The organism is Streptomyces sp. Tu 3180, assembly GCF_009852415.1.
Taxonomy (GTDB): Bacteria; Actinomycetota; Actinomycetes; order Streptomycetales; family Streptomycetaceae; genus Streptomyces.
Window position 1 is genome coordinate 5,039,039 of the sequence record NZ_WOXS01000002.1, and the last position, 24,629, is coordinate 5,063,667.

The 24,629-nt window shown below is 74.3% G+C and carries 15 protein-coding genes; 11 read left to right on the forward strand and 4 right to left on the reverse strand.

The window, feature by feature from the left end; translation table 11 throughout:
• Window positions 1-230: 230 nt before the first annotated feature.
• Window positions 231-1,937: a glycerol-3-phosphate dehydrogenase/oxidase gene (locus tag GL259_RS23795; protein ID WP_159535356.1), complete on the forward strand. Its 1,707-nt coding sequence runs from the start codon at window positions 231-233 to the stop codon at window positions 1,935-1,937.
• Between the two features lie 69 nt (window positions 1,938-2,006).
• Here the strand turns inward: GL259_RS23795 and GL259_RS23800 are convergent, their stop codons facing one another.
• Window positions 2,007-3,077, reverse strand: a complete 1,071-nt coding sequence (locus GL259_RS23800; RefSeq protein WP_159535357.1) for a serine hydrolase domain-containing protein — start codon at window positions 3,075-3,077, stop codon at window positions 2,007-2,009.
• A gap of 170 nt (window positions 3,078-3,247) precedes the next feature.
• Here GL259_RS23800 and GL259_RS23805 point away from each other — a divergent pair, with 170 nt between their 5' ends.
• The 8 genes from GL259_RS23805 (at window position 3,248) to GL259_RS23840 (ending at window position 18,591) form a co-directional block, all read left to right on the forward strand.
• Entirely contained in the window at window positions 3,248-5,281 is a 2,034-nt protein-coding gene (locus GL259_RS23805) for a serine/threonine-protein kinase (protein ID WP_159535358.1), read from the forward strand.
• Between the two features lie 153 nt (window positions 5,282-5,434).
• The gene (locus GL259_RS23810) at window positions 5,435-8,095 is read left to right on the forward strand and encodes a protein kinase (RefSeq protein ID WP_159535359.1); all 2,661 of its coding nucleotides are present in this window, start codon (window positions 5,435-5,437) and stop codon (window positions 8,093-8,095) included.
• Between the two features lie 171 nt (window positions 8,096-8,266).
• Entirely contained in the window at window positions 8,267-9,895 is a 1,629-nt protein-coding gene (locus GL259_RS23815) for a serine/threonine-protein kinase (RefSeq protein WP_159535360.1), read from the forward strand.
• A 132-nt stretch (window positions 9,896-10,027) separates the two neighbouring features.
• On the forward strand, window positions 10,028-11,302 hold the full coding sequence (locus tag GL259_RS23820) for a serine/threonine-protein kinase (protein ID WP_159535361.1): 1,275 nt from the start codon (window positions 10,028-10,030) through the stop codon (window positions 11,300-11,302).
• A gap of 99 nt (window positions 11,303-11,401) precedes the next feature.
• The gene (locus GL259_RS23825; protein ID WP_159535362.1) at window positions 11,402-13,099 is read left to right on the forward strand and encodes a serine/threonine-protein kinase; all 1,698 of its coding nucleotides are present in this window, start codon (window positions 11,402-11,404) and stop codon (window positions 13,097-13,099) included.
• A 65-nt stretch (window positions 13,100-13,164) separates the two neighbouring features.
• Window positions 13,165-14,967: a serine/threonine-protein kinase gene (locus GL259_RS23830; RefSeq protein WP_159535363.1), complete on the forward strand. Its 1,803-nt coding sequence runs from the start codon at window positions 13,165-13,167 to the stop codon at window positions 14,965-14,967.
• A gap of 131 nt (window positions 14,968-15,098) precedes the next feature.
• Entirely contained in the window at window positions 15,099-16,712 is a 1,614-nt protein-coding gene (locus GL259_RS23835) for a succinic semialdehyde dehydrogenase (protein WP_159535364.1), read from the forward strand.
• Between the two features lie 49 nt (window positions 16,713-16,761).
• The gene (locus GL259_RS23840) at window positions 16,762-18,591 is read left to right on the forward strand and encodes a GMC family oxidoreductase (RefSeq protein ID WP_159535365.1); all 1,830 of its coding nucleotides are present in this window, start codon (window positions 16,762-16,764) and stop codon (window positions 18,589-18,591) included.
• A gap of 171 nt (window positions 18,592-18,762) precedes the next feature.
• Here the strand turns inward: GL259_RS23840 and GL259_RS23845 are convergent, their stop codons facing one another.
• Window positions 18,763-19,758 (reverse strand): LAETG motif-containing sortase-dependent surface protein, encoded by a 996-nt coding sequence (locus tag GL259_RS23845; protein WP_208026509.1) that lies wholly within the window; start codon window positions 19,756-19,758, stop codon window positions 18,763-18,765.
• Window positions 19,759-19,993: 235 nt separating this feature from the next.
• On the opposite strand from GL259_RS23845, the gene GL259_RS23855 reads away from it, so the two are divergent.
• Window positions 19,994-21,220 carry a hypothetical protein gene (locus GL259_RS23855; protein WP_166461545.1) on the forward strand — a complete coding sequence of 409 codons (1,227 nt, stop codon included), beginning with the start codon at window positions 19,994-19,996 and terminating at the stop codon, window positions 21,218-21,220.
• A gap of 576 nt (window positions 21,221-21,796) precedes the next feature.
• Here GL259_RS23855 and GL259_RS23860 read toward each other — a convergent pair.
• Complete coding sequence (locus tag GL259_RS23860) at window positions 21,797-22,114, reverse strand: chorismate mutase (RefSeq protein WP_159535369.1); 318 nt, start codon at window positions 22,112-22,114, stop codon at window positions 21,797-21,799.
• Window positions 22,115-22,471: 357 nt separating this feature from the next.
• Here GL259_RS23860 and guaA point away from each other — a divergent pair, with 357 nt between their 5' ends.
• A complete protein-coding gene (gene guaA, locus GL259_RS23865; RefSeq protein ID WP_159535370.1) occupies window positions 22,472-24,052 on the forward strand; it encodes a glutamine-hydrolyzing GMP synthase in 1,581 nt (526 codons plus the stop codon).
• 18 nt (window positions 24,053-24,070) lie between these two features.
• Here guaA and GL259_RS23870 read toward each other — a convergent pair whose 3' ends face one another.
• Complete coding sequence (locus GL259_RS23870) at window positions 24,071-24,544, reverse strand: pyridoxamine 5'-phosphate oxidase family protein (protein WP_159535371.1); 474 nt, start codon at window positions 24,542-24,544, stop codon at window positions 24,071-24,073.
• Window positions 24,545-24,629 lie beyond the last annotated feature (85 nt).

A 24,629-nucleotide genomic window follows, 5' to 3' on the forward strand; every position in this document is an offset into this window, starting at 1 on the left:
CAAGCCCTGTGGACAGGACGGGCGAGCGCAATGTCAGACTAGGAGTAAATATGACCGATATGTGGGATTGGTCGGCCGAGTTTCGGTGAGTCGTTCCGCGGGGCCGTCCACAGGGCGGGGTCGCGTGGTGGCCGAAGTCGGGCAAGCCGGTCAGAATTTGGGCATGAGGGAGGGGAACCGGGCTTCGCCCGACGGGTGCGGCCTGTGCGACCGATGAGCGGGAGGCAGCGGTGAGGACAGCGACACTGGGGCCGGCGCAGCGCGCCGAGTCACTCGCATCCATGGCCGAGCACGAGCTGGACGTACTGGTGGTGGGCGGCGGCGTGGTCGGCGCGGGCACCGCGCTCGACGCCGCGACCCGCGGCCTGTCCACGGGCCTGGTCGAGGCGCGTGACTGGGCGTCGGGCACCTCCAGCCGGTCCAGCAAGCTGATCCACGGCGGCCTGCGCTACCTGGAGATGCTCGACTTCGCGCTCGTGCGGGAGGCCCTGAAGGAACGCGGCCTGCTGCTGGAGCGGCTCGCCCCGCACCTGGTGAGGCCGGTGCCGTTCCTGTACCCGTTGCGGCACAAGGGCTGGGAGCGGCTGTACGCCGGGTCGGGGGTCGCGCTCTACGACGCCATGTCGATGGCCCGCGGCCACGGGCGGGGCCTGCCCCTGCACCGTCACCTGAGCCGCCGTCACGCGCTGCGGGTCGCGCCCTGCTTGAGGAAGGACGCGCTGGTCGGGGCGTTGCAGTACTACGACGCCCAGATGGACGACGCCCGGTTCGTGGCGACGCTCGTCCGCACGGCCGCGGCGTACGGTGCGAAGACCGCCAACCGGGCGCGCGTGACCGGGTTCCTGCGCGAGGGCGAGCGGGTCGTCGGCGCCCGGGTGCAGGACGTCGAGGGCGGCGGCGAGTACGAGGTCCGCGCCAAGCAGGTCGTCAACGCCACCGGCGTGTGGACCGACGACACCCAGGCGATGGTCGGGGAGCGCGGGCGGTTCCACGTCCGTGCCTCCAAGGGCATCCACCTGGTCGTCCCCAAGGACCGCATCCACTCCACGACCGGGCTCATCCTGCGCACCGAGAAGTCCGTGCTGTTCGTCATCCCCTGGGGCCGGCACTGGATCGTCGGGACCACGGACACCGACTGGGACCTCGACAAGGCGCACCCGGCCGCGTCCAGCGCGGACATCGACTACCTGCTGGAACACGTCAACTCGGTGCTCGCGGTCCCGCTCACCCGGGACGACGTCGAGGGCGTGTACGCCGGGCTGAGGCCCCTGCTCGCCGGCGAGTCGGACGCCACCAGCAAGCTGTCGCGCGAGCACACCGTGGCGCATCCCGTGCCGGGGCTCGTCGTGGTGGCGGGCGGCAAGTACACGACGTACCGGGTGATGGCCGAGGACGCGGTGGACGCGGCGGTGCACGGACTCGACGTGCGCGTCGCCGACTGCGTCACCGAGGACACGCCGCTGGTGGGCGCCGAGGGGTACCGGGCGCTGTGGAACGCGCGGGCGCGGATCGCCGCGCGCACCGGGCTGCACACGGCCCGGGTGGAGCACCTGCTGCACCGGTACGGGGCGATGGCGGAGGAGGTCCTGGACCTCATCGCCGCGGACCCCTCGCTGGGCCGGCCGCTGCAGGCGGCCGAGGACTACCTGCGCGCCGAGGTCACCTACGCCGCCTCGCACGAGGGGGCGCGCCACCTGGACGACGTGCTGACGCGGCGCACCCGCATATCGATCGAGACGTTCGACCGGGGCACGCGCAGCGCACGGGAGGCCGCCGGGCTGATGGCTCCGGTGCTGGGCTGGGACCAGGACCAGATCGAGCGCGAGGTGCAGCACTACGAGAAGCGGGTGGAGGCCGAACGCGAGTCGCAGCGCCAGCCCGACGACCTGACGGCGGACGCGGCACGGCTGGGCGCCCCGGACATCGTGCCGCTGTAGGGCCGGGCCCGGCCCGGACCACTCGAACGAGTGACGCGAACCGGGATCCTCGTGCGAAGCCCGGCCGTTCTACGGGGTGCGGGGGCAGAACTCGGCCGCGAGCACCGCGGGTTCGAGGCCGGGGTCCGTCATCGCGTCCGTGTTCACCCGGAAGGTGAGGACATGCCGGCCGTCGGCGGTGGCCGCGGTGCGCACGTAGCTGCCGGAGATGCGTCCGTTGTGCCCCCACACGGTGGTGCCGCACGGGAGTTCCACGGGAAACAGCCCCAAGCCGTACGAGCCGCGTGCGGCACGGGTGTCGAGCATCTCGCGCAGCCGGCGCGGGGGCAGCAGCTCACCGCCGAGCAGGGCCGCGTAGAAGCGGTCCAGATCGGCCAGCGTGGTCACCAGCTCGCCCGCGGCGCCGGCCACCCGCGGGTCGAGCAGGGTGGTGTCGGTCCCGTCGGCGGCGTAGGCGCGGCCGTGCGGCCGGGGCAGTGACGTGCGGGAGCCGGGGAAGGAGGTGCCCGTCAGGCGCAGGGGAGCGATGATGCGGCGTTCGGCCTCGGCGGCGTAGGAGCGGCCGGTGACCTGTTCGACGACCAGGCCGAGCAGGACGTAGTTGGTGTTCGAGTAGGAGAAGCGGCCGTGGCCGGCCGGGGGGTGGGTGAGTGCGATGCGTACGGCCTGAAGAGGCGTGACCGGGACGGTGCCCCGCGTGTCCGCGGAGAAGTCGTACAGGCCGCTGGTGTGGCTGAGCAGGGAGCGCAGGGTCAGCGCGCGACCGTCGTTGCCCGCTCCCCGCACCAGGCCGGGCAGGTGCTCCTCCACGGTGTCGGACAGCGACAGCCTCCGCTCGTCGGCCAGTTGCAGCACGACGGTCGCGATGAACGTCTTCGTGATGCTTCCGGCGCGGAAGTGGTCGGCGCGCGCCACGCCCTCGCCGGCGTCGGCGTAGCGGGAGCCGTTCCCGTCCAGGGCCAGCAGGGCCGCGGCCGGGGCCCCGCCCCGTGCGACCAGGAGCGGGAGGAGCGCGTCCGCGGGCGAGGCCGACAGGACCGAAGGGACCGAAGGGATCGACGGGGCGGTCGGAGTGGCCGGGGTCAGGGCGAGCAGGGCCAAGGAGACGGGGACGGCCAGCAGGGTCCGCAGCGGTGGCATCCCGGCTCCTCCCTCGTCGGGGGCCATCATGCAGGGTGGCGGAACGGACGCTTCACCCGGGCTCCGGGTGTCCGGAGCCCGGCACACCGTCAGAGGCACCCTGGGCGTCGGCCACTTGTCGGGTGAGAGACAATGAAGTCTCTGTCAGGGCGGGTTGCATGAGGGGACGCATGTCGGAGGCGGATCGGGCGGGGACACCCCGTCAGGGCAAGAGCGCACGTCTCCTCGCCGGGCGGTACCGGCTGGGAGACGTGCTCGGCCGCGGCGGCATGGGGACGGTGTGGCGGGCCGAGGACGAGACCCTGGGCCGTACCGTCGCCGTCAAGGAGCTTCGGTTCCCGTCGAACATCGACGAGGAGGAGAAGCGGCGGCTGATCACGCGGACGCTGCGCGAGGCCAAGGCGATCGCGCGGATCCGCAACAACAGCGCCGTGACCGTCTTCGACGTGGTCCAGGAGGACGACCGTCCCTGGATCGTGATGGAACTCGTCGAGGGCAAGTCGCTCGCCGAGGTCATCCGGGAGGACGGCCTGCTGGAGCCGAGGCGTGCCGCCGAGGTCGGGCTGGCCGTGCTCGACGTGCTGCGCTCCGCGCACCGTGAGGGCATCCTGCACCGCGACGTGAAGCCGTCGAACGTGCTGATCGCCGAGGACGGCCGGGTGGTGCTCACCGACTTCGGCATCGCCCAGGTCGAGGGCGACCCGTCCATCACCTCGACCGGCATGCTGGTCGGCGCTCCCTCCTACATCTCCCCGGAACGGGCCCGCGGGCACAAGCCGGGACCGGCGGCCGACCTGTGGTCGCTCGGCGGGCTGCTGTACGCGGCGGTGGAGGGCTCGCCGCCGTACGACAAGGGATCCGCGATCGCGACGCTCACGGCGGTGATGACCGAGCCGCTCGAGGAGCCGAAGAACGCGGGACCGCTCCGGGACGTCATCCACGGGCTGCTCACCAAGGACCCCGCCCAGCGGCTCGACGACGCCGGGGCCCGGGCGATGCTGAACGCGGTCATCCACGCGCCGGAGGCCGGGGCGGCCGGGTCGGAGCCCGCGGACGCGACGAAGGTCGTGCCGCTGCCGGGGCAGCCCGGCGGGCGGGACGACGCCGGGGGCAAGCGGGGCGAGGAGGCCGGGGAGAGGCTGCGGGGCGCGTTGCGTTCCGTGCGGAAGGCGGCGGTGGCCGCCGGCTCGGCCGGAGCCGCGGCACGCGCCAAGTCCGGCAGCACGGGCACGCCTTCGGCGGCCGGCGGGACCCGGGCGGCGGGCACGGCGTCGTCCCCGTCCGCCCCGGCCGCGGCCCCCGGTTCGCGGGCGGGCACCGGGTCCGGGGCGCAGACGGCCGCGCAGGGCGCGCCGGCCTCGGGCGGGCGGAGTTCGGGGTGGCCGGTGGTGCCCCCGCCGGACCTGCCGGCGAGGCCCGCGCCGAGGGCGCCGCTCACCGATGTCGTGCCGCGGCGGACGCTGGTGGTCATCGCGGTGGCCGTGGTGCTCGCCGTCCTCGGCGCCGTGCTGGCCCTCACGCTCGGCGGCGACGACGAGGGCGGCCAGGGGGCGAAGGGCGGCGGGGGCGACCGGGCCGTCACCGGCGGGACGCCCAGCGCGGACACCCGCAGCGACGGGAGCGACGGCACCCGCACCGACGGCGCGGCGACCGCATCGGCGACCGAGTCGTCGGGCGCGGGAGCCGGTGCGGCGGACACCCCGGGGGCCGAGGACGGCGAGACGGACGGCCCGGGCGGCTCGGACGACTCGGCGGAGGACGGCGACGGCACCTCCGTGAAGGAGACGTACCGGGGGAACCAGGGGTACTCGATCGGACTGCCCGAGGGCTGGAAGTACCGGTCGACGGGGGCCGCGGGAGACCGCTTCACCGGGCCCGACGGGCAGAAGCTGCTCATCGGCTGGACCACCACCCCGAAGGACGACCCGGTCGCGGACTGGAAGAACCAGGAACGCGGCATGGTGCGCGCCCAGTACCAGAGGATCCGCATCGAGAAGGTGGACTACCGGGGCTGGAACACGGCCGACTGGGAGTTCACCTATGTGGAGAACGGGACGAAGTACCGGTCCGTCGACCGGGGGTTCGTCGTCGGCGACCGGCTCGGGTACGGGCTGATGTACACGGCCGAGGCCGCCCGGTGGGACAGCGAGCAGCGCAGGGACACCTGGCGGACGCTGACGAAGTCGTTCGAACCCAAGTCCTGAGCATGGGCGTTCCCCGTCGTGGGCAGTGAGATGTGGCATCCCCTCTCTGCGGGTTGCCTCCGGCACGTATCGTGAGTGCTTGCGGACCGTACGAAGCTGGAACGGCCCGTTGGGCGAACGGAACTGACCGACCGTACGGCCGGGGGAGGCAACGTGGAGGACTACGCGGGACGGGTGCTCGCCGACCGCTACCGCCTGCCGCTGCCGCCCTCCGACGAGTACGAACTCACCGAGACCCGGGCCTTCGACACCTACAGCGGCCAGGAGGTCCTGGTCAGGCAGATTCCGCTGCCGGAGGTCGTCGAGGCCGAGGTGCTCGACGCGGAGGGACTGCCCGACGGTTTCACGGCCCGTGACGGCGGCGCGCGACGCGGCTCCGGGCCCGCGCGCGCGGGCACGCGGCGGCCCACCGATCCGGTCGTGCGGCGCGCGGTCGAGGCCGCGCAGGCGGCGGCCGCCATCCCCGACCATCCGCGGCTGGACCAGGTCTTCGACGTGTTCGCGGAGGGCGGTTCGCTGTGGATCGTCAGCGAGCTGGTGGCCGCGCGCCCGCTGTCGGCCCTGCTCGCCGAGAAGCCGCTGTCCCCGTACCGGGCGGCGGAGGTCGCCTCCGACGTGCTGACGGCCTTGCGGGTGCTGCACTCCCACGGCTGGGTGCACCGCAACATCACCGCGCGCACCGTGCTCGTCTGCGACGACGGACGGGTGATGCTGACCGGTCTCGCGGTCGGCGCGGCGGAGGAGGCGCTGTGCGGCTACGACCCGGTGCCGGCCGCGGACGAGGACCCGCAGGCGGGGACCGGACCGCACCCGGCAGCGGCCGGGGCCCTGGCCCCGGTGGCGCCCGCGGGAACGCCGGACCCGGGGCGCGGACCGTCCTGGCCCCCCGGGTTCGCCGCCCCCGCCCCGCCCCGGGACCCCGCCGTGCCCGGCGATCCCGACGCCGCGCGACGGGCCGCCATCGAGGCACGGGCCGGCCGGCTGCCCGCGGGCGGTGCGGACACGGCAGGCGGTGTCCCCGCCGCGGCGGCCCCGCGCGCCCTGGACAGCGCGGGGGACGTGCGGGCGGCGCGGGCCGGCGCGATCGCCGCGTACCGGGCGGGCGCCCGTGCCGCCGCCCGGGTGCAGGAGGCCCAGCAGAGCGCCCGTGCCGCCCTGCCCGGAGCCCGGCCCGCCCCGGAGGGCGACGCCCCGGCCCCCGCCCCGCACGGCGACGGCCCCGCGCAGCCGCCGTACGTCCCGGAGCAGGGCGGCGGAAGCACGGGCACGGCGGCCGGTGCGGTTCCCCCGGGACGGATAGCCGACCCCTACGGCGTGGGCGGCGCCGGCCGGTACGGCGCCGCGCCCCGCCCCGGTACCGGCAGCACGCCGGCGGCCGGCGCCGCGCGTGGCGAACAGCCGCGCACGTCCCTTCCGGCCGGCGGCCCCGCGGCCGGCCGAGCCCTCGGTCCCGCGGCCGCCGCGCCGGGACCCGGCGGAGCCACCCCGCCCGCCCGTTGGGACGACCTGGCGGCGAGCACCCCCGCGCGCCGCGGCCCGACCACCGCGCTGGCCGCCGAGCGGGCGCGGCAGACGCGGATGGCCGTCGTCGGACCCGTGACGGAGCGGTGGGCGCCGGAACAGGCCGGGCCCGTGCACGAGAACTGGCAGCTGGCCGCGCCGATCGGCCCCGCGACCGACCTGTGGGCGCTGGGCGCGCTGCTGTTCCGGGCCGTCCAGGGACACGCGCCGTACCCGGAGGAGTCGACGGCCGAGCTGGTGCAGATGGTGTGCGCCGAGCCGCCCGCGTTCGCCGAGGAGTGCGGTCCGCTCAGGCCGGTCGTGGAGTCGCTGCTGCGTCAGGACCCGACCGAGCGGCCCGACTTCGAGGAGCTGCGCGGCTGGCTGCGTTCGCTGGTGCGGTCGGCGCCCGAGCCGGAGGCCGGCCTGCACGTCGTCACGGCGCCGCCCGTCGACGCGAGCCGGCTGCCGGTCGTACGGCGGCGGGGCGAGCTGGTGCGCAGGCGGCGCGCCGCACTGCCCGCGCACCACGGACGGCACAAGCGGGCCAAGCAGGAGGCCGGTTCACCGCGCCGGCTGGGCCGCGTCCTGCTCCTGCTGGTGCTGCTCGCCCTGGCCGCGGCGATCGCGTACGCCATGCTGTTCATGCCGAAGGCCGGCGAGGGGGACCCGGGCGCCGGTGCCACCGACCGCACCGGAGCGGCCGGTGAGGTCGGCGGGGCGCCGAGCTCCCCGGACACCGGCGGTGGGGCGGGGGACGGCGGGACCTCGTCCGAGCCGGACGACGGCTCCGGGGGCGGTTCGAAGGAGACCTCCGAGGAGTCGGACGCCTCCCCCGAGACGCAGACCACCGGGCCCGAGGTCGCCGACGGCTTCACCCTGCGCGAGGACCCCGAGGGCTTCCGGGTCGCCGTCGCCGAGGACTGGGAGCGCACCGCGAAGAACGGCAGCGGGCAGGTCGTCTACTCCCGCGGGGACTTCGAACTCATCGTCGTGCCCGGCCGGGACAGCGCGCAGGAGTACGGCAGCGACCCCATGGCCTACCAGCGGGACGACGAGCGCGAGCTCCAGCCGTACCGCGACTCCAGCTGGGCCACCTCCACCGGTCTGAAGACCATCGAGGTGGGCGGACGGACCATGGCCGAGGGGCAGTTCACCTGGACCGGCGACGGGGGCGAGCTGTACGTCCGCAACCTCGCGGCGCTGATCGAGGGCCGGTACCACGTGGTGCAGGTGCGCGGACCGGAGGCCGAACGGGACGAGGTGACGCGGCTGTTCGAGCAGGCGGCGGCGACGTACCGGTTCACCGGCTGACGGGGCCGTGCCGCGGGCGCCCGTACGCTTCCGTACGCGCTGTGGTCGCCTCCCGGCCCACGACGCGACAACCATCACAGTGCGGTCTCCATGGCACCCCGTCGGTTCCCAGGAAGGGACCGGGTACTTACCCTGGCCCTGTCAAGACCATTGCGGGGCAACGTGAATCAGATGCAGGGCCTGCTCGTCGCGGGCCGCTACCGGCTCGGCGACGCCATCGGCAGCGGTGGCATGGGCCGGGTGTGGCGTGCGCACGACGAGGTGCTGCACCGATCCGTGGCCGTCAAGGAGCTGACCGCCGCGCTCTACGTCTCCGACAGCGAGCAGGCCATGCTGCTGGCGCGCACCCGTGCGGAGGCACGGGCGGCCGCGCGGATCAACCACTCCGCCGTCGTCACGGTGCACGACGTGCTGGAGCACGACGGCCGGCCGTGGATCGTGATGGAGCTGGTCGAGGGGCGCTCGCTGGCCGACGCGGTGAAGGAACAGGGCCGCGTCGAGCCCCGCGAGGCCGCGCGCATCGGCCTGTGGGTGCTGCGCGCGCTGCGCGCCGCGCACACCGCCGGCGTCCTGCACCGTGACGTCAAGCCCGGCAACGTCCTCCTCGGCCGGGACGGCCGCGTGCTGCTCACCGACTTCGGCATCGCGCAGATCGACGGCGACACGGCCATCACCCGCACCGGGGAGGTCGTCGGCTCGGTCGACTACCTGGCGCCCGAGCGGGTCCGCGGCCACGACCCCGGACCCTCCTCCGACCTGTGGGCGCTCGGCGCGACGCTGTACACGGCGGTGGAGGGCAGATCGCCGTTCCGCCGCACCTCGCCGCTGACCACCATGCAGGCGGTCGTCGAGGAGGAGGCCGGGCAACCGCGGCACGCCGGCCCGCTCGCGCCCGTCATCAGCGCACTCCTGCGCAAGGATCCGGCCACCCGGCCCGACGCGGCCGGGGCCGAGCGGATGCTCGCCGAGGCGGCGGAGGGGCGCCGGCCGGACGCGGCGCAGGCGCACGTGCCGGCGCAGGCCGTCACCGCCCGGGTGCCGTTGCCGCACGAGACCCGGCCGGACACCGCCCTGCCGCCCCAGGTCCCGCCCGCGACCGGCGCCACGGCCGTGCATCCGCCGCACGCGCCCGCCGTCGCCGCGCCCCGACGGCGGGGCCGCCTGACCGCCCTGGTCGTCGCCGTGGCCGCGATCGTCGGCGGGGGAACCGCGGTGGTGCTGCAGCAGGGCGACGGGGGCACGGGGAGGGGCGATGTCTCCGCGACCGCCTCCGGCACCCCGGTGCCCACGCCCGACGCCACGGGAACCGGCGGGACCGAGTCCGCGGGCGGTCTCCCGGCGGGCTGGGTGCGCCGCACCGACCCCTACGGCTTCAGCATCGCCCTGCCCGGTGAGGACTGGGAGCGCGTCGTCTTCGACGAGGAGACCCGGCAGGTCGACTACACGCCCGACGGCGGCAGGCACTTCATCCGCATCGCCGCCGACGACTCCCCCGACTTCGACGACCCGTACGAGCACCTGAGCGATCTGGACCGGCAGATAGAGCGCCGCCTGGTCGACTACCGGCGGGTGGGACTGGAACGCCGCGTCTACCGTGACCGCGACAGCGCCCGGCTGGAGTACACCTGGACGGCGCTGGCCAAGGACACCGACTTCCCGGGGCCGCGCCGGGCGGTCGACCAGATGTACATCTCGCGGGACGGGAGCGAGTACGCGATCTACATGTCCGGGCCGGCCGAGGACTGGGCCGTGACCGGCCGGCAGTTCGAGACGGTGCTGCGGGGCTGGCGCGAACCCTGACGCACCCGGGGCGCCCGGGGCGCCCGGCACCCCCGACGGACCGGCGGTCCGGCGCCTGGCGTGCGCGAACGTACGCCGCTTGGCCGAATCACCGTACCGGAGCGGGCACATCCGGTGGGGCATGATGGGCCCATGGGGACCGAGGGGGACGCCGAGAACGGGACCGTGTGGCCCAACGCCCGGGTCATCGCCGGCCGTTACCGCGTGGAGGCGAGGCTCGGGCGCGGCGGCATGGGCGTGGTCTGGCGGGCCACCGACCAACTGCTCGGGCGGGGCGTCGCCGTCAAGGAACTCCCCCTGGACGAGACGCTCTCCGCGGCGGAGGCCCGGCGGCAGCGGGAGCGCACCCTGCGCGAGGCGCGCGCCCTCGCCCAGTTGAGCCACCCGCACATCATCGTCGTCCACGACGTGGTGGAGGACGACGAACGCCCCTACATCGTCCTGGAGTTGATCGACGGCGGTTCGCTCGCCGACCGCATCGCCGCGCACGGTCCGGTCGGTGCCGCCGAGGCCGCGCGGATCGGCATCGACCTGCTCGGCGCGTTGCGGGCCGCCCACACCGCCGGTGTCCTGCACCGTGACCTCAAGCCCGCCAACGTCCTGCTGGAGAACGGCACCGGCCGGGTCGTCCTCACCGACTTCGGCATCGCCCGGGTCGCGGGCTCCACGACGCTCACCGAGAGCGGCTCCTTCGTCGGCTCACCCGAGTACACCGCCCCCGAGCGGATGTCCGGCGCCAGGACGGGGCCGGAGGCCGACCTGTGGTCGCTGGGCGCGCTGCTGTGCACGGCGCTCAGCGGCGAGTCGCCGTTCCATCGCGACTCGCTCGGCGGTGTCCTGCACGCGGTCGTGGTCGACGAGGTGCGGCCGCCCGCCGAGGCCGGGCCGATCCTGCCCGTCGTGCGCGGTCTGCTGGAGCGCGACCCCGACCGGCGGCTGGACGCGGACCGGGCCGAACGGATGCTGCGGGCCTTCCTCGAGACGGGCCGTACGCCCCAGTCCGTGACGCTCGAACCGCTGCCGTCCGAGCGGGGCCCGTCCCGCCGCCGGCTCCCGGCACGGCGGGCGGAAGGGGGCGGGCGCCCACCGGCCCTGCCCGGGACCGGGGAGGACACCGCACGGCGGCAGCCCCCGAGGAGCGTGCTCGTGGCCGCGCTGGCGGTCGCCGCGATGGCGGGAGCGAGCATCTCCGCGGCGGCGCTGCTCATGCAGGACCGGGGCGGCGACGGGGGCGGCACGCCGACGAGCACGGCGCCCGGGACACCGGTGAGCGAGTCGCCCGCGAGCGAGTCGCCCGTGAGCAGGCCGCCCGCGGGCGCATCGCCCTCCGCGTCCCGGACCCCGTCGCCGACTCCCTCGGCCACCCCCGCGGCGACCGGTTCCCCGTCCCCGCCTCCGGCCGCATAGTCGCGTAAAAGGGAGATAAGCCCCGGTGAGCGTCACGGGTCTGTGACCGGTGAGCATTCCGGGTGGATGTGCGGCGGCACGGCGCGATATGGATGAACCATGAGCAACGACGGGGGAGCCCGCCAGGGGGCCGACGAGCCCACCAGTTTTGGTCTGCAACCGCCGAACCCGCCCGCGGTCGTGCCGCATTCGGGCAACCCGCCCGTGGCCGTGCCGCACCCCGGCAACCCGTACGCGACCCCCACGCAGGTGGTTCCGCAGCAGGCGCAGCACCAGGCCCGGACGCCGCACGACCCCGGCACCGGGCGGCTCATCGCCGGCCGCTACCGGCTGCTCGCCAGGCTCGGGCACGGCGGCATGGGCACGGTGTGGCGGGCCAAGGACGAGACGGTGGACCGCGAGGTCGCCGTCAAGGAGCCCCGCGTCCCGGACCACCTTCCCGAACGGGAACGCTCCAACGTCTTCGAGCGCATGCGCCGCGAGGCCCGCGCCGCCGCCCGGCTCGACCACCCGGCGGTGGTCGACGTGCACGACGTCGCGGTCGTGGACGGTCAGCCGTGGATCGTGATGGAACTGGTCCAGGGCCGTTCGCTGGGCGCCGTCCTGCAGGAGGAGGGCACCCTCTCCGCGCGTGAGGCCGCCCGGGTCGGCCTCGAGGTGCTCGGCGCGCTGGAGTGCGCGCACGCGGCGGGCGTCCTGCACCGCGACGTGAAGCCGGACAACGTGCTGCTCGGCCGGCACGACCGGGTCGTCCTCACCGACTTCGGCATCGCCCAGATCGAGGGCGAGACCAACCTGACCGACACCGGCGGCTTCGTCGGCTCCCCCGAGTACATCGCCCCCGAGCGGGTGCTGGGCCGGCGTCCCGGTCCCGCCTCCGACCTGTGGTCGCTCGGGGTGGTGCTGTACGCGGCCACGGAAGGCGTCTCGCCGTTCCGCCGCAGCAACACCCCCGCCACGCTCCAGTCGGTCCTCAACGCCACGCCCGCGCCGCCCGCCTCCGCGCAGGGGCCGCTGGCCGAGGTCGTCACCGGCCTGCTGCAGAAGGACCCGGCACACCGTCCGGACGCCGCCCGGGTCCGCGCCCTGCTGGAGGCGGCCGCGAACCCGCCCGAGCCGCAGCCCACGCGGATCGCCCAGGTCCCCGTTCCCGGCTCCGGGTCCGGCGGCAAGGGGATCCGCATCGGCCGCAAGACGCTGATCGGGCTCGGCGCGGCGGTCGTGGCGGGGGCGGTCGCGGCCTGCCTCGCGGTCGTGGACCCGTTCGCGGGGCCCCTGCCGGAGGGCTGGAAGCAGCACGACCTCGGAGACCGGGTGGGCGTCCGCCTCGCGGTGCCGGAGGGCTTCGTGAAGGACGAACCCGCCGCCGACTCGGACGGGACGGTCGCCTCCTTCACCGACCCGAGCGGACTGGTGCGGATCGAGACCGACCGCGACCTCAAGTCCGAGGACGAGAACGGCGAGCTCGAGGCCTCGGCGTCGGAGGAGGCGTTCGCGCACTGGGGCGAGCTCAAGGACGGCGAGTACAGCTGGGGCATCGCCGACACACCGGCGCCCAGGGGGCGTCCGCGCCAGACCACGTACAAGGACCGCGAGGCGGCCACGAACACCATCGTCTACACGACGACCGGCACGCCGACGCCGCTGGTGCGCGAGGCGCAGGTCATGTACTACCGGAACGAGGACGGCGACATGTACCGGCTCTGGGTCGTGTACCCGGGCAAGGGCTACTTCGCCGACGACGGCCGGGAGATCGCCCGCACGGTCTTCGATTCCTGGGAGATCGAGCGACTCTGAACCGACCGCGCCGGACACGGGTCCGCGCGTCGACAACGACGCGTTCCGCGCGGTAGGGATGGGGCATGAGCAACGACGGTGGCGCGGGGGGTGCCCGGGGCCGGCTGATCGGTGGACGGTACCGGCTGATCGAGCGCATCGGCTCCGGCGCAACGGGCACGGTCTGGCGGGCGCTCGACGAACGGACGAAGCGCGAAGTCGCCGTCAAGCAGCCCCGGTTACCGGGCGAACCGGGGGACGAACGCAACCGGAGGGCGGCCCACCGGTTCTACCGGGAGGCCCGCGCCGCGGCTCGCGTCGACCACCCCGCCGCCGTCCTCGTCCACGACGTCGTCGTCGAGGAGGACGGGCCGGAGGGGCCCGAGGAACTGGGCGGGCTCCCGTGGATCGTCATGGAGCTGGTCCGCGGGGAGTCCCTGCACCAGGTGCTCGAGCGCGGTCCCCTGCCGCCCGCCGAGGCGGCGCGGATCGGTCTCGCGGTCCTCGGCGCCCTGCGTGCCGCGCACTCCGTCGGCATCGTGCACCGCGACGTGAAGCCCGCCAACGTCCTGCTCGGACCTCCCCCGCTCCCGCATGCGCTCGGGCGGGGGGAGTCCCCTCGGCGGGTGGTCCTCACCGACTTCGGCACCGCCCACGCCCGGGGCGAGGAATCCCCGACGGCCGGTGCGGAGTCCATCGGCTCGCTGGAGTTCGTCGCCCCCGAGCGGATGTCCGGCCGCAGCGCCGGACCCGCCTCCGACCTGTGGTCGCTGGGCGTTCTGCTGTACGCCGCGGTCGAGGGCCGGTCCCCGTTCCGCCGTACCACCGCGCAGTCCACGCTCGCCGCGGTCGTCACCGCGGACCCGCCCGAGCCGGAGCGGGCGGGGGAGCTCGGGCCGCTGATCGTACGGCTGCTGGCGAAGGCCCCCGAGGAGCGCCCGCACGCGGAGGAGGCGGCCGCGGCGCTGGAGGCCGCGGCGGGCGGCCGGCCGGCGCCGGAGGAATCGGCGGTGCAGAGCCCGAACGCTCCCGGCGCGCGGGAGGCGGGGGAGGGCACCGAAACGGTACGGCCGGACTCCGCCGCCGGACCCGGTCCCGTACGGACGCCGGAGCGGATACCCCGGTCCGGGCCGGCGCCCGCCGCCCCCGCACCCCCGGACGCCTCCGCCGGCACGGCCCCGGCCACCTCCCCCACCGCCGCCCGCTCCGGACGCCGCCCGCTCCGTCCCGTCCCCCTCGCGGCCCTCGGGGTGCTCCTCCTCGCCGGTGGCCTCTGGTCCGCCACCTCCCCCGGCGGTCCGGACGCCGGAACGGCCGCCGGACGGACCGCCCGGGTCACCCCCACCGCCGGTCCGGGGGACACGTCCGGTCCGAGGGGCACGTCCGGTCCGGCGGACATGGGCGGCCCGGGAGCCACCGCCGGTCCGGGAGCCACCGGCTGGACCGCCCACCGCGAGGCCGCCCTGGACGCCGTCCTCTTCCTGCCGCCCGGGTACCGGGAGGCCGCCCGCGAGGACGGCACGGGCCGCCGGCCCGGGTCCGTGGTCTACGAGGGCGACGGAGGCGTCCGGGTCCGCCTCGCCCGGTGGGACAGGGCGCCCGGCTCCCCGATGGCACAGGCACGGGACGCGCACGCGGGCGGGGACGACCGCGACGGGGACGCGCGCACGCGCTACACGCGCACCAGCGTCCGGGGCCACGAGGCCGCCCTGGCCGACACGATCTACGGCCAGGACGGGAACCCCCCGCGCGTCCTGCGCCTGGTGATCCGCACCGACGACGGCCGCATGTACGAACTCCGCGTCGACCTGCCCGGGGGAACGCCCCGGGAGAAGGGCACCGCGGTGTTCCGGAGCGTCCGTGACCGGCTCGAGATGGGAGTGCGGTGATCCGGACCGTCTCGCCGTCAACGTCCTGATCAGGGCATTCGTTGCCAGCGTTCACTGGCGCGATGTGAGCGGCCGGTAAATCTGTTACCGACGGGTACACAAAGCGTTCGCCCGGGCATACCCTGCGGCTCATGACGGACGCGCAGACCCGGGAAACCACCGGCACCAATCCCCTCGCCCCCGCCCCGGAGGGCGCCCGCACCGCCGCCGACGTGGTCACCCCCGAACTGGTGGCCCGGCTCACCAAGGGGGTCGTCGGTTCCGGGCACACCGCCAGCCACACGCCGTTCACCGGCGAGAAGCTGGCCGACCTGCCCGAGTCGACGCCCGAGGACGTGGCGAAGGCCTTCGAGGCGGCCCGCGCCGCCCAGGCCGTGTGGGCGCAGATCCCGGTGCGCCGGCGCGCGGCCGTCCTGCTCCGCTTCCACGACCTCGTGCTCGAGCGCCAGGCCGAGGTGCTCGACCTGATCCAGCTGGAGACCGGCAAGGCCCGTCTGCACGCCCACGAGGAGGTCCAGGCCGTCGCCGTCGCCGCCCGCCACTACGGCCGCCGGGCCGCCGCGTACCTGAGGCCCAAGCGGCACGCGGGCGCCGTGCCGGCCCTCACGAAGGTCACCGAACTGCGCCACCCGCGCGGTGTGATCGGACAGATCGTCCCCTGGAACTACCCGCTCGAACTGTCCGTCGGTGACGCGCTGCCCGCGCTGGTCGCCGGCAACGCGGTCGTCATGAAGCCCGACACCGAGTCCGCCCTGACCGCCCTGTGGGCCCGTGACCTGCTGATCGAGGCCGGTCTGCCGGCCGACGTCCTGCAGGCCGTCATCGGCCTCGGACCCGTCGTCGGACCCGAGGTCGTCAAGCGCGGCGACTACGTCTCCTTCACCGGTTCCACGCGCACCGGCCGCGAGGTCGCCACGGTCGCCGCGGACCGCCTGGTCGGCGTCTCCCTCGAACTGGGAGGCAAGAACGCCATGGTGGTCCTGGAGGACGCCGACATCGAGAAGGCGGCGGCCGGCGCCGTGCGCGCCTGCTTCTCCTCCGCCGGCCAGCTGTGCGTCTCCATCGAGCGGCTGTACGTCCACGAGTCGGTCGCCGACGTCTTCCTCGACCGCTTCGCGGCCCGCACGCGCGCGATGCGGCTGGGCAGCGCCCTGGCCTACGGCGCGGACATGGGCTCACTGGTCAGCGGACAGCAGCTGGAGACCGTGAAGGAGCACGTGGAGGACGCCGTCGCCAAGGGCGCGCGGGTCGTCGCCGGCGGTGTGGCCCGCCCCGACATCGGTCCGTACTTCTACGAGCCGACCATCCTCGACGGCGTCGAGGCCCCCATGACCGTCTGCACGGAGGAGACCTTCGGCCCGGTCGTGTCGGTCTACCGCTTCTCGACCGAGGAGGAGGCGGTCGAACGCGCCAACTCCACGCCGTACGGCCTGAACTCGTCGGTCTGGACGAAGGACGCCCGGCGCGGCCGCGAGATCGCCGCCCGGCTGCGCACCGGCACGGTGAACATCAACGAGGGCTACGCGTCCGCGTACGGCAGCGTCCAGTCGCCCATGGGCGGCATGAAGGACTCCGGACTCGGCCGCCGGCACGGCTCCGAGGGCATCCTCAAGTACACCGAGGCCCAGACCGTCGCCCACCAGCGGCTGCTGCCGATGGCCCCCTCGCTCGGCATGGACGACGAGAAGTACGCGGCGTTCATGAGCCGGAGCCTGCGCCTGATGAAGGCATTCCGTTTCCGCTGAGACAGCCACCGCACCGCACCCGCACCGCAGCTTTCGACGAGGAGAGCACGTGTCACAGGAGAACTCCGTCCAAGAGCCGGGCGACGAACGGGACGACGACTCCGCGTACGACTACGACGTCGTGGTCGTCGGATCCGGCTTCGGCGGCTCGGTCTCGGCGCTCCGCCTCACCGAGAAGGGCTACCGCGTCGGCGTCCTGGAAGCGGGCCGCCGCTTCACCCGGGAGTCCCTGCCGAAGAACTCCTGGGACCTGAAGAACTACCTGTGGGCGCCCAGGCTCGGCATGTACGGCATCCAGCGCATCCACCTGCTGGGCAACGTCATGGTCCTGGCCGGCGCGGGCGTCGGCGGCGGCTCCCTCAACTACGCCAACACCCTGTACGTACCGCCCAAGCCCTTCTTCGACGACCCGCAGTGGCGTGACATCACGGACTGGCAGGAGGAGCTGGCGCCGTACTACGACCAGGCGCGGCGCATGCTCGGCGTCCGGATCAACCCGACGACGACCCCGTCGGACGTGCACCTGAAGGCGGCGGCCGAGCGGATGGGCGTGGGCGACACCTTCCACCTGGCCCCGGTCGGCGTCTTCTTCGGCGACGGCGGGGACGCGGACGGGACGGTGAGGGCGAAGCCGGGGCAGGAGGTCCCCGACCCGTACTTCGGCGGGGCGGGGCCGTCGCGGCGGGCCTGCGCCGAGTGCGGCGAGTGCATGACCGGCTGCCGGCACGGCGCGAAGAACACCCTCAACGAGAACTACCTCCACCTCGCCGAGAAGGCGGGCGCGGTCGTCCACCCGATGACGACGGTCGTGTCGGTGACGGAGGACTCGCGGGGCGGCTACGCCGTCGCCACGCTCCCGACCGACGACCGCCGCAAGGGAAGGGGCCGCACCTTCCGGGCCCGCCGGGTCGTCCTGGCGGCCGGCACGTACGGCACCCAGACGCTGCTGCACCGCATGAAGGCCGGCGGCCTGCTGCCGCACCTGTCGGACCGGCTGGGCGAGCTGACCCGCACCAACTCCGAGGCGCTGGTCGGAGCCCAGACCGACGACCGCCGTTACCGCAGGGCGACCGGCGCGCCGAAGGTGGACTTCACCCGCGGCGTCGCCATCACGTCCTCCATCCACCCGGACGAGAACACCCACATCGAGCCGGTCCGCTACGGCCGCGGCTCCAACTCGATGGGCTCCCTGTCCATCCTCCAGGTCCCGTACGCGGGCGGCGGCTCGGGCGCGGCCAGGGTGCTCGGCTGGCTGGGCAACGCGGCGAGGCACCCCTGGCTGATGCTCCGTTCCCTCTCCAACCGGCGCTGGTCGGAGCGGACCATCATCGGCCTGGTGATGCAGTCGCTGGACAACTCCCTGACGACCTACCTGAAGCCGTCCGGGATCGGCCGCGGCCTGCTCACCGCCCGGCAGGGGCACGGCGCGCCCAACCCCAAGCAGATCAAGGCGGCCACGGACGGCGCGTCGGCGCTGGCGGCCGAGATCAACGGCTTCGCGGGCTCCAACGTCGGTGAGCTGACGGGGATGCCGCTGACCGCCCACTTCCTGGGCGGCTGCCCGATCGGCGCCTCCCGCGAGACCGGCGTGATCGACCCGTACCACCGCCTCTACGGCCACTCCGGGATCTCGGTCGTGGACGGTGCCGCGGTCTCGGCGAACCTGGGGGTGAACCCGTCCCTGACCATCACGGCCCAGGCCGAGCGGGCGATGTCGTACTGGCCCAACAAGGGCGAGGCCGACCCGCGTCCGGAGCAGGGCGCCGCCTACCGGCGCCTCCAGCCGGTCGAGCCGAAGTCCCCGGCGGTCCCGGCGGACGCGTTCGGCGCGCTGAAGCTGCCGTTCCTGGGCATGCCGACGGTGCCGCCGAAGAAGTGACCGGACCGAGGCGACCGGACCGAGGCGACGGAAGGGAAGGGACGGAAGGGACGGAAGAGGCGGGGCCGGACAAGGGAGAAGGACCTGTGCCCCCCTCCGAGCCCAGGTCCTTCTCCCTTGTCCTGTGCGGCGCCCCGCGCGGTGTCCCGCGCGGGGCGCCGTCAGGCGTCCTTACGCCTCCGCGCCGGCCTTGCGGCGACGCACCACGAACACCGCCCCGGCACCGGCCACGACGGCGGCACCGCCGACCAGGCCGATCATCGGAAGGGCGGAGCTGGAACCGGTCTCGGCGAGGCTGCCGGTGACCTTCGGCGTGTCGGCGCTCGGCTCCTTGTCCGTCACGGGCGCCTTGCCGCCTTCCTGCGGCTCGGTGCCGTCGGTGTCCGTACCGGCGGCCACGATCTGGAACCGGTACGACACGTCACCGAAGCCGGTGCACTCGCCGTCGGCGTCGCCGTAGATCGTCGCGCCGAGCGAGAAGCCGGCGCCGACCGGGGCGGACGCCTTCACGTTGACCCGCAGCGGAATGGCGACCTCGTAGCCCGGCTCGAGCTCGTCGGTGGAGCCGACGTAACCGACCGCGTAGCCGCCCTCGTCGAGGTCCACCCAGCTCTCGCTGTCCGGGTCCCACGCCTGCAGCCGGACCTGCTTGCTCGTGAAGAGGTCGGTGCCGTCCGCGTCGGAGGAGGCCCCGGCGAAGAAGTCCAGGTCCTGGAGCGTGGAGTCGGAGTTGTTCACCACGTTCAGCGAGAACTTGTGCCAGCCGCTGCCCGCGGAGATCTTGCCGGGCAGGCCGGTGATGCCGACGTCGACCTTGGTGTCCTCGCACACGGACGGCTCGGGGTCCGGGGACTCCGTCTCCTCCGGCGCGGACGTGCTCGGCGCCGGGCTGGAGGGCGCCGGGGAGGTGGTCTCCGTCGCCGGGGCCGACTGGCTCGGGGAGGTGCCGGGCGTGGTCTCGTCGGGCGACTCCGTCGGCGCGGTCGTCTCCGGCGCGGACGGCGAGGGGGACGTCCCGGCCGTCTCACCGCTGCCCGAGGACTCGGTCGTGGAGACGCTCGGCGCGTCCGTGGGGTCGGTCGCGTACGCGGCCGGGGCCGTGAGGAGGGCGACCGGGGCTATCACTGCCGTCGCGGCCGCTGCGGCCATGGCACGGCGAAGCTTCATGAAGACCTCGGGAAGTCCGGTGTACCGCGGTGGCGGTACGCGTGGGCAGGCGCCTCCGTGTGGGGCGCACGGGTGTGGTCCGTGAGTGTTCAGTGAGTTCGATCAACGACGTCCGCGGATGGTTGTCCTGCCCCTCACAGAATTTTTATGTGACGTGGGTCACTGGTGAGGGGTGATCGTCGCCGGCGTACGCTCGGCGGCCTACCACCGCCGCCGAGAGGAAGTCCGCGACCCCGTGGCCGAGCAGCCGTCCGAAGAGCCCAGACCGGAGTCCTCCTCCCTCCCGGACGAGGTGTGGGAGAAGTTCGTCCGGGACAGCGAGCGGGACATCCGCGCCTCCGCCCCCAAGGAGCCCTCCGCCCGGGCCCGCATGGTGACCGGACGGCTGCGGGCCATGGACGAGGCACAGGCAAGGAGGGGCGGTGGCGGCGGACGCCGGTGGGGCGGGAAGAGGGCCGCCGCGCCCGCCCGGCCGGAGGGCTGGCGTACCGGTCCCGCCCCGCGGGGGACGGACGGCCGGGCCTCGCGCCGCCGCAGGGGCTGGAGCGTCGTGGGCGTGCTGGCCGCCGCCCTGGCCGTCGTCGCCGTCGACCCGTCCGCCGCGCTGTCCTGGCTGCCGGGCGGACTCGGTGACGGAACCGGCGGCGCGGACGCGACCGCCACGCGGTCCCCGGCGCCGCTCGCCCCCGAGACCGCCCGCCCCAGCGGCGCGCCCTCCGCGGCCCCCGCCGGCACCCCCACCCGCGAGCGGCCCTTCGCCGGATCCCCGGCCGCCCGCTGGGAGTCGGGGGCAAACGCCATCCGGCTGCCGGAGGCGAAGGCCGTCAACGGGATCCCCGCCGACCGGATCGAGGGGGCCCTGCGGCGGACGAAGGAGTTCCTGGCCGCCTCCAACCTCGACCCCGAGGTGCTGAGGGGCGGCGAACCGGAGAAGGCGCTGGCCCTCGTGGACCCCCTGGAGAAGGACTACCTCTCCGACCTGCGCGCCGCGCTGCGCGAGCCCGCCGAGGAGAACGACCCGGTGTGGACGTTCACCCGGTTCGACCCCGAGGAGGTCGACCTCGTCGACGACGTACGGGTCCGCGGCCGCATGACGGTGGAGCCCGTGGGCGAAACCGCCGGGAGGGCCGTGATCAAGGCCGACTACACCTTCGTGTACGCGGCGACCCGCGCCGACGGCGGTGACGAGGTGGCCCGGGCCATCGTGCGCCGGGTGGTCGAGGTGGACGTCATGGACCCCGCCAGGTACCGGGCGACCGACGGGTACCTCTGGATCCACGCCGTCGACGGCGAGATCTCCAACGACGACTGCCGGGACGGCGACGGCGTGATCCGCCCGCAGTTCCTCGCCGACCGGCGGACCGGCCCCGAGCCGACCGGGGAGGTGGTCGACCCGTACGACCGCAGCCGGGGGGTGACCGGGGACGACGACGCGGGGTGCGGCGTCGTCACCCGCTCCTGACACCGGCACCGGTGCGGGGCCGTACGGGTGCCGTACGGGGTGAGAAGGGCCCCGCGGGACGGAACCGCGGGGCCCTTCCCCGGTCAGCACCGACGTCAGGGCGGCGTCGGTGCCGGGGAGCGGCGCCGGGGGGAACGCCGCTGGTCTTCCGGTGCGGGCGCGGGACGACGCGGTGGTCCGTGGGGGACCCGGGCCGCCGCGGGGCCGCCGCGCCTCGTGTGCGACGGGTGCGCCCTCCGTGGCCCTCCGCGGTCCTCGGGCCCGGACGGGTGCGGTTCCCGCCGGCCGGCCCCGGGCGTCCCCGGGACCGGCCGTTCTCTCGGGTGACCGGGCTGCTGTCCCCTGCCGTCCGGTCACTCCTCCGGAGCGAGGTCCCACGACGTACGGCACGATCCGTACGCCTCATCGCTCCGGTGAGCCACGCGTGGTTCTTTCGGGCCCGCCCCTGGCCGGCACGGACACCGGTACCAACGAAGCGGTTCCGGACCGGTCACGCGCCGTACGGGTGAGAGGCGATGCGCACGTCTGTACCGGGAACGGGAGGACGGGAACGCGGTCCCCGTGCCGCCCGCCGGCTCAGATCCTGCCCCGGCACAGCTCCAGCAGGGTCATCGCGAGCGTGGTGCCCGGCTTGCCCAGCGCGTCCCGGTAGTGGGCGAGGACCTCCATCTCGCGGGAGAGGTTCACGCGCCGGCCGCCGGAGGCGATCCGTTCCTCCTGGATGACGGCCGACACGGCCATCCGTTCCTGCACCAGGCCGATGATCCGGTCGTCGAGCGCGTCGATCCGCTCGCGGGCGCCGGTGATCACCTCGGCGGCCTCGGCGGTGCGGGCGCCGGTCCTCTCGGCGGGCCGTGCCGGCGTGGACCTCGTCGTGGCGGCGGTGACGGTCATGTCGGGGCTCCTCGGTGGGCGGGTGCGGGGTGCCCCGGAGCGACAGGACCCGGGAAACGCCAGGCGCCCCGGACCTTGTCGGCCCGGGGCGCCTGGGAAGTCGCTTGTCAGTTGCTCAAGCAGCACGACCATGGCAGCCGGCGGGCCGGTTGCCATAGGTAAAGAGGAAGGTCGGGTGCGTGAGCATGGCGCCCAGTATGCCGCGCCTTCGCGGAGCGTCCAACACGGATCGCATGGTGAGACGCGCATCCGCGCGGTGCCGTGCGGTGCCGCCCCGGGAGCGCGGGCGGGCGTCCACGCCCACCCCGGTAGAATCGGGAGACACAAGACCCCCGCCCCACCGCCGGAAGGCACCTCGTGTCATCAGCGACTCCCGCTGCCAACGCGCCCGACACCGTCCTGGTCGTCGACTTCGGCGCACAGTACGCCCAGCTCATCGCCCGTCGCGTCCGCGAGGCGCGGGTCTACAGCGAGATCGTGCCGAGCACCATGCCGGTCGAGGAGATCCTCGCCAAGAACCCCGCGGCGATCATCCTGTCCGGCGGCCCCTCGTCCGTGTACGAGGAGGGCGCCCCCCGCCTCGACCGCGAGATCTTCGAGGCCGGCGTCCCCGTCTTCGGCATGTGCTACGGCTTCCAGCTCATGGCCCAGAGCCTGGGCGGCCAGGTGGACAACACCGGCGCCCGTGAGTACGGCCGTACGGACCTGCACGTCTCCAGGACGTCCTCCACCCTCTTCGAGGGCACCCCGGACGAGCAGGACGTCTGGATGTCGCACGGCGACGCCTGCTCCGCCGCCCCCGAGGGCTTCACCGTCACCGCCTCCACGGACGTCGTGCCGGTCGCCGCGTTCGAGAACGACGACAAGAAGCTCTACGGCGTCCAGTACCACCCCGAGGTGATGCACTCCACGCACGGGCAGCAGGTGCTGGAGCACTTCCTGTACCGGGGCGCGGGCCTGTCCCCGAACTGGACCACGGGCAATGTGATCGACGAGCAGGTCGAGGCGATCCGCGAGCTGGTCGGCGACAAGCGCGCCATCTGCGGCCTGTCCGGCGGCGTGGACTCCGCCGTCGCCGCGGCCCTCGTCCAGAAGGCCATCGGCTCCCAGCTGACCTGCGTGTACGTCGACCACGGCCTGATGCGCAAGGGCGAGACCGAGCAGGTCGAGAAGGACTTCGTGGCCGCGACCGGCGTCCAGCTGAAGGTCGTGGACGCGTCGGAGCGGTTCCTCACCGCGCTCAAGGGAGTCTCGGACCCCGAGGAGAAGCGGAAGATCATCGGCCGCGAGTTCATCCGGGTCTTCGAGCAGGCCCAGGCCGAGATCATCGCGGACGAGGGCCCGGCGGTGGAGTTCCTGGTCCAGGGCACGCTCTACCCGGACGTCGTCGAGTCCGGCGGCGGCACCGGCACCGCCAACATCAAGTCCCACCACAACGTCGGCGGCCTCCCCGAGGACCTCGAGTTCAAGCTGATCGAGCCGCTGCGCAAGCTGTTCAAGGACGAGGTCCGGATGGTCGGCCAGGAGCTCGGCCTGCCGGAGGAGATCGTCCAGCGCCAGCCGTTCCCCGGTCCGGGGCTCGGCATCCGCATCGTCGGCGAGGTGACCAAGGAGCGGCTGGACCTGCTCCGCGAGGCCGACGCCATCGCCCGTGAGGAGCTGACCGCGGCCGGTCTCGACCGGGACATCTGGCAGTGCCCGGTGGTCCTGCTCGCGGACGTGCGCTCGGTGGGCGTCCAGGGTGACGGCCGGACCTACGGCCACCCGATCGTCCTGCGTCCGGTCTCCAGCGAGGACGCCATGACCGCCGACTGGTCCCGGCTGCCGTACGACGTCCTCGCGAAGATCTCGACCCGCATCACCAACGAGGTGCGGGACGTCAACCGCGTCGTCCTCGACGTGACCTCCAAGCCGCCGGGGACCATCGAGTGGGAGTAGTCCCGTCCGCGACGGGGCTCAGGTCCGCCTGAGAGCGCGCACCGGCTCTCCGGGCTTCCAGACCTGGACGACGAGGTACCTGTCGTCCTCGACGTAGGTCCGCACGACCTCCGTCAACTCGGTGCGGAAGAGGTGGAACGGCTCCGGCGGTTCCACCTCTTCGGCGTACTCGGCCCTGGTCCGCGCGTCCTCGACCTCGATCGCCCGCCCGCTGATCCGGACGTCGCCGCCGCCCATGCCCGTGCCCTCCCCGGGGTTCGCCTGGAGCGCGAAGCGCGGGTCGCGCCGCAGGTCGAGGGCCTTGAGCGAGTTCGGCATCATGCCGAACCAGAGCTCTCCGTTCAGGAAGCGGACCTCCAGGCCGGTGGTGCGCGGCGAGCCGTCCCTGCGCAGGGTCGCGAGGACGTGGTGGGTGTACGCGCGGAAACGGGCCTCGACGGTCTTCGCGAGGTCGGGTTCGGCCGCGGCGAAGGCCTCCCAGTTCGTGTTCATGGGGAGAGTGTGGCGCGGATACCGGACATCCTGTGTCGGGCATCCGCGGCGTCCCTCGGACGGGGGTGGCAGGCCGGTCCGGACC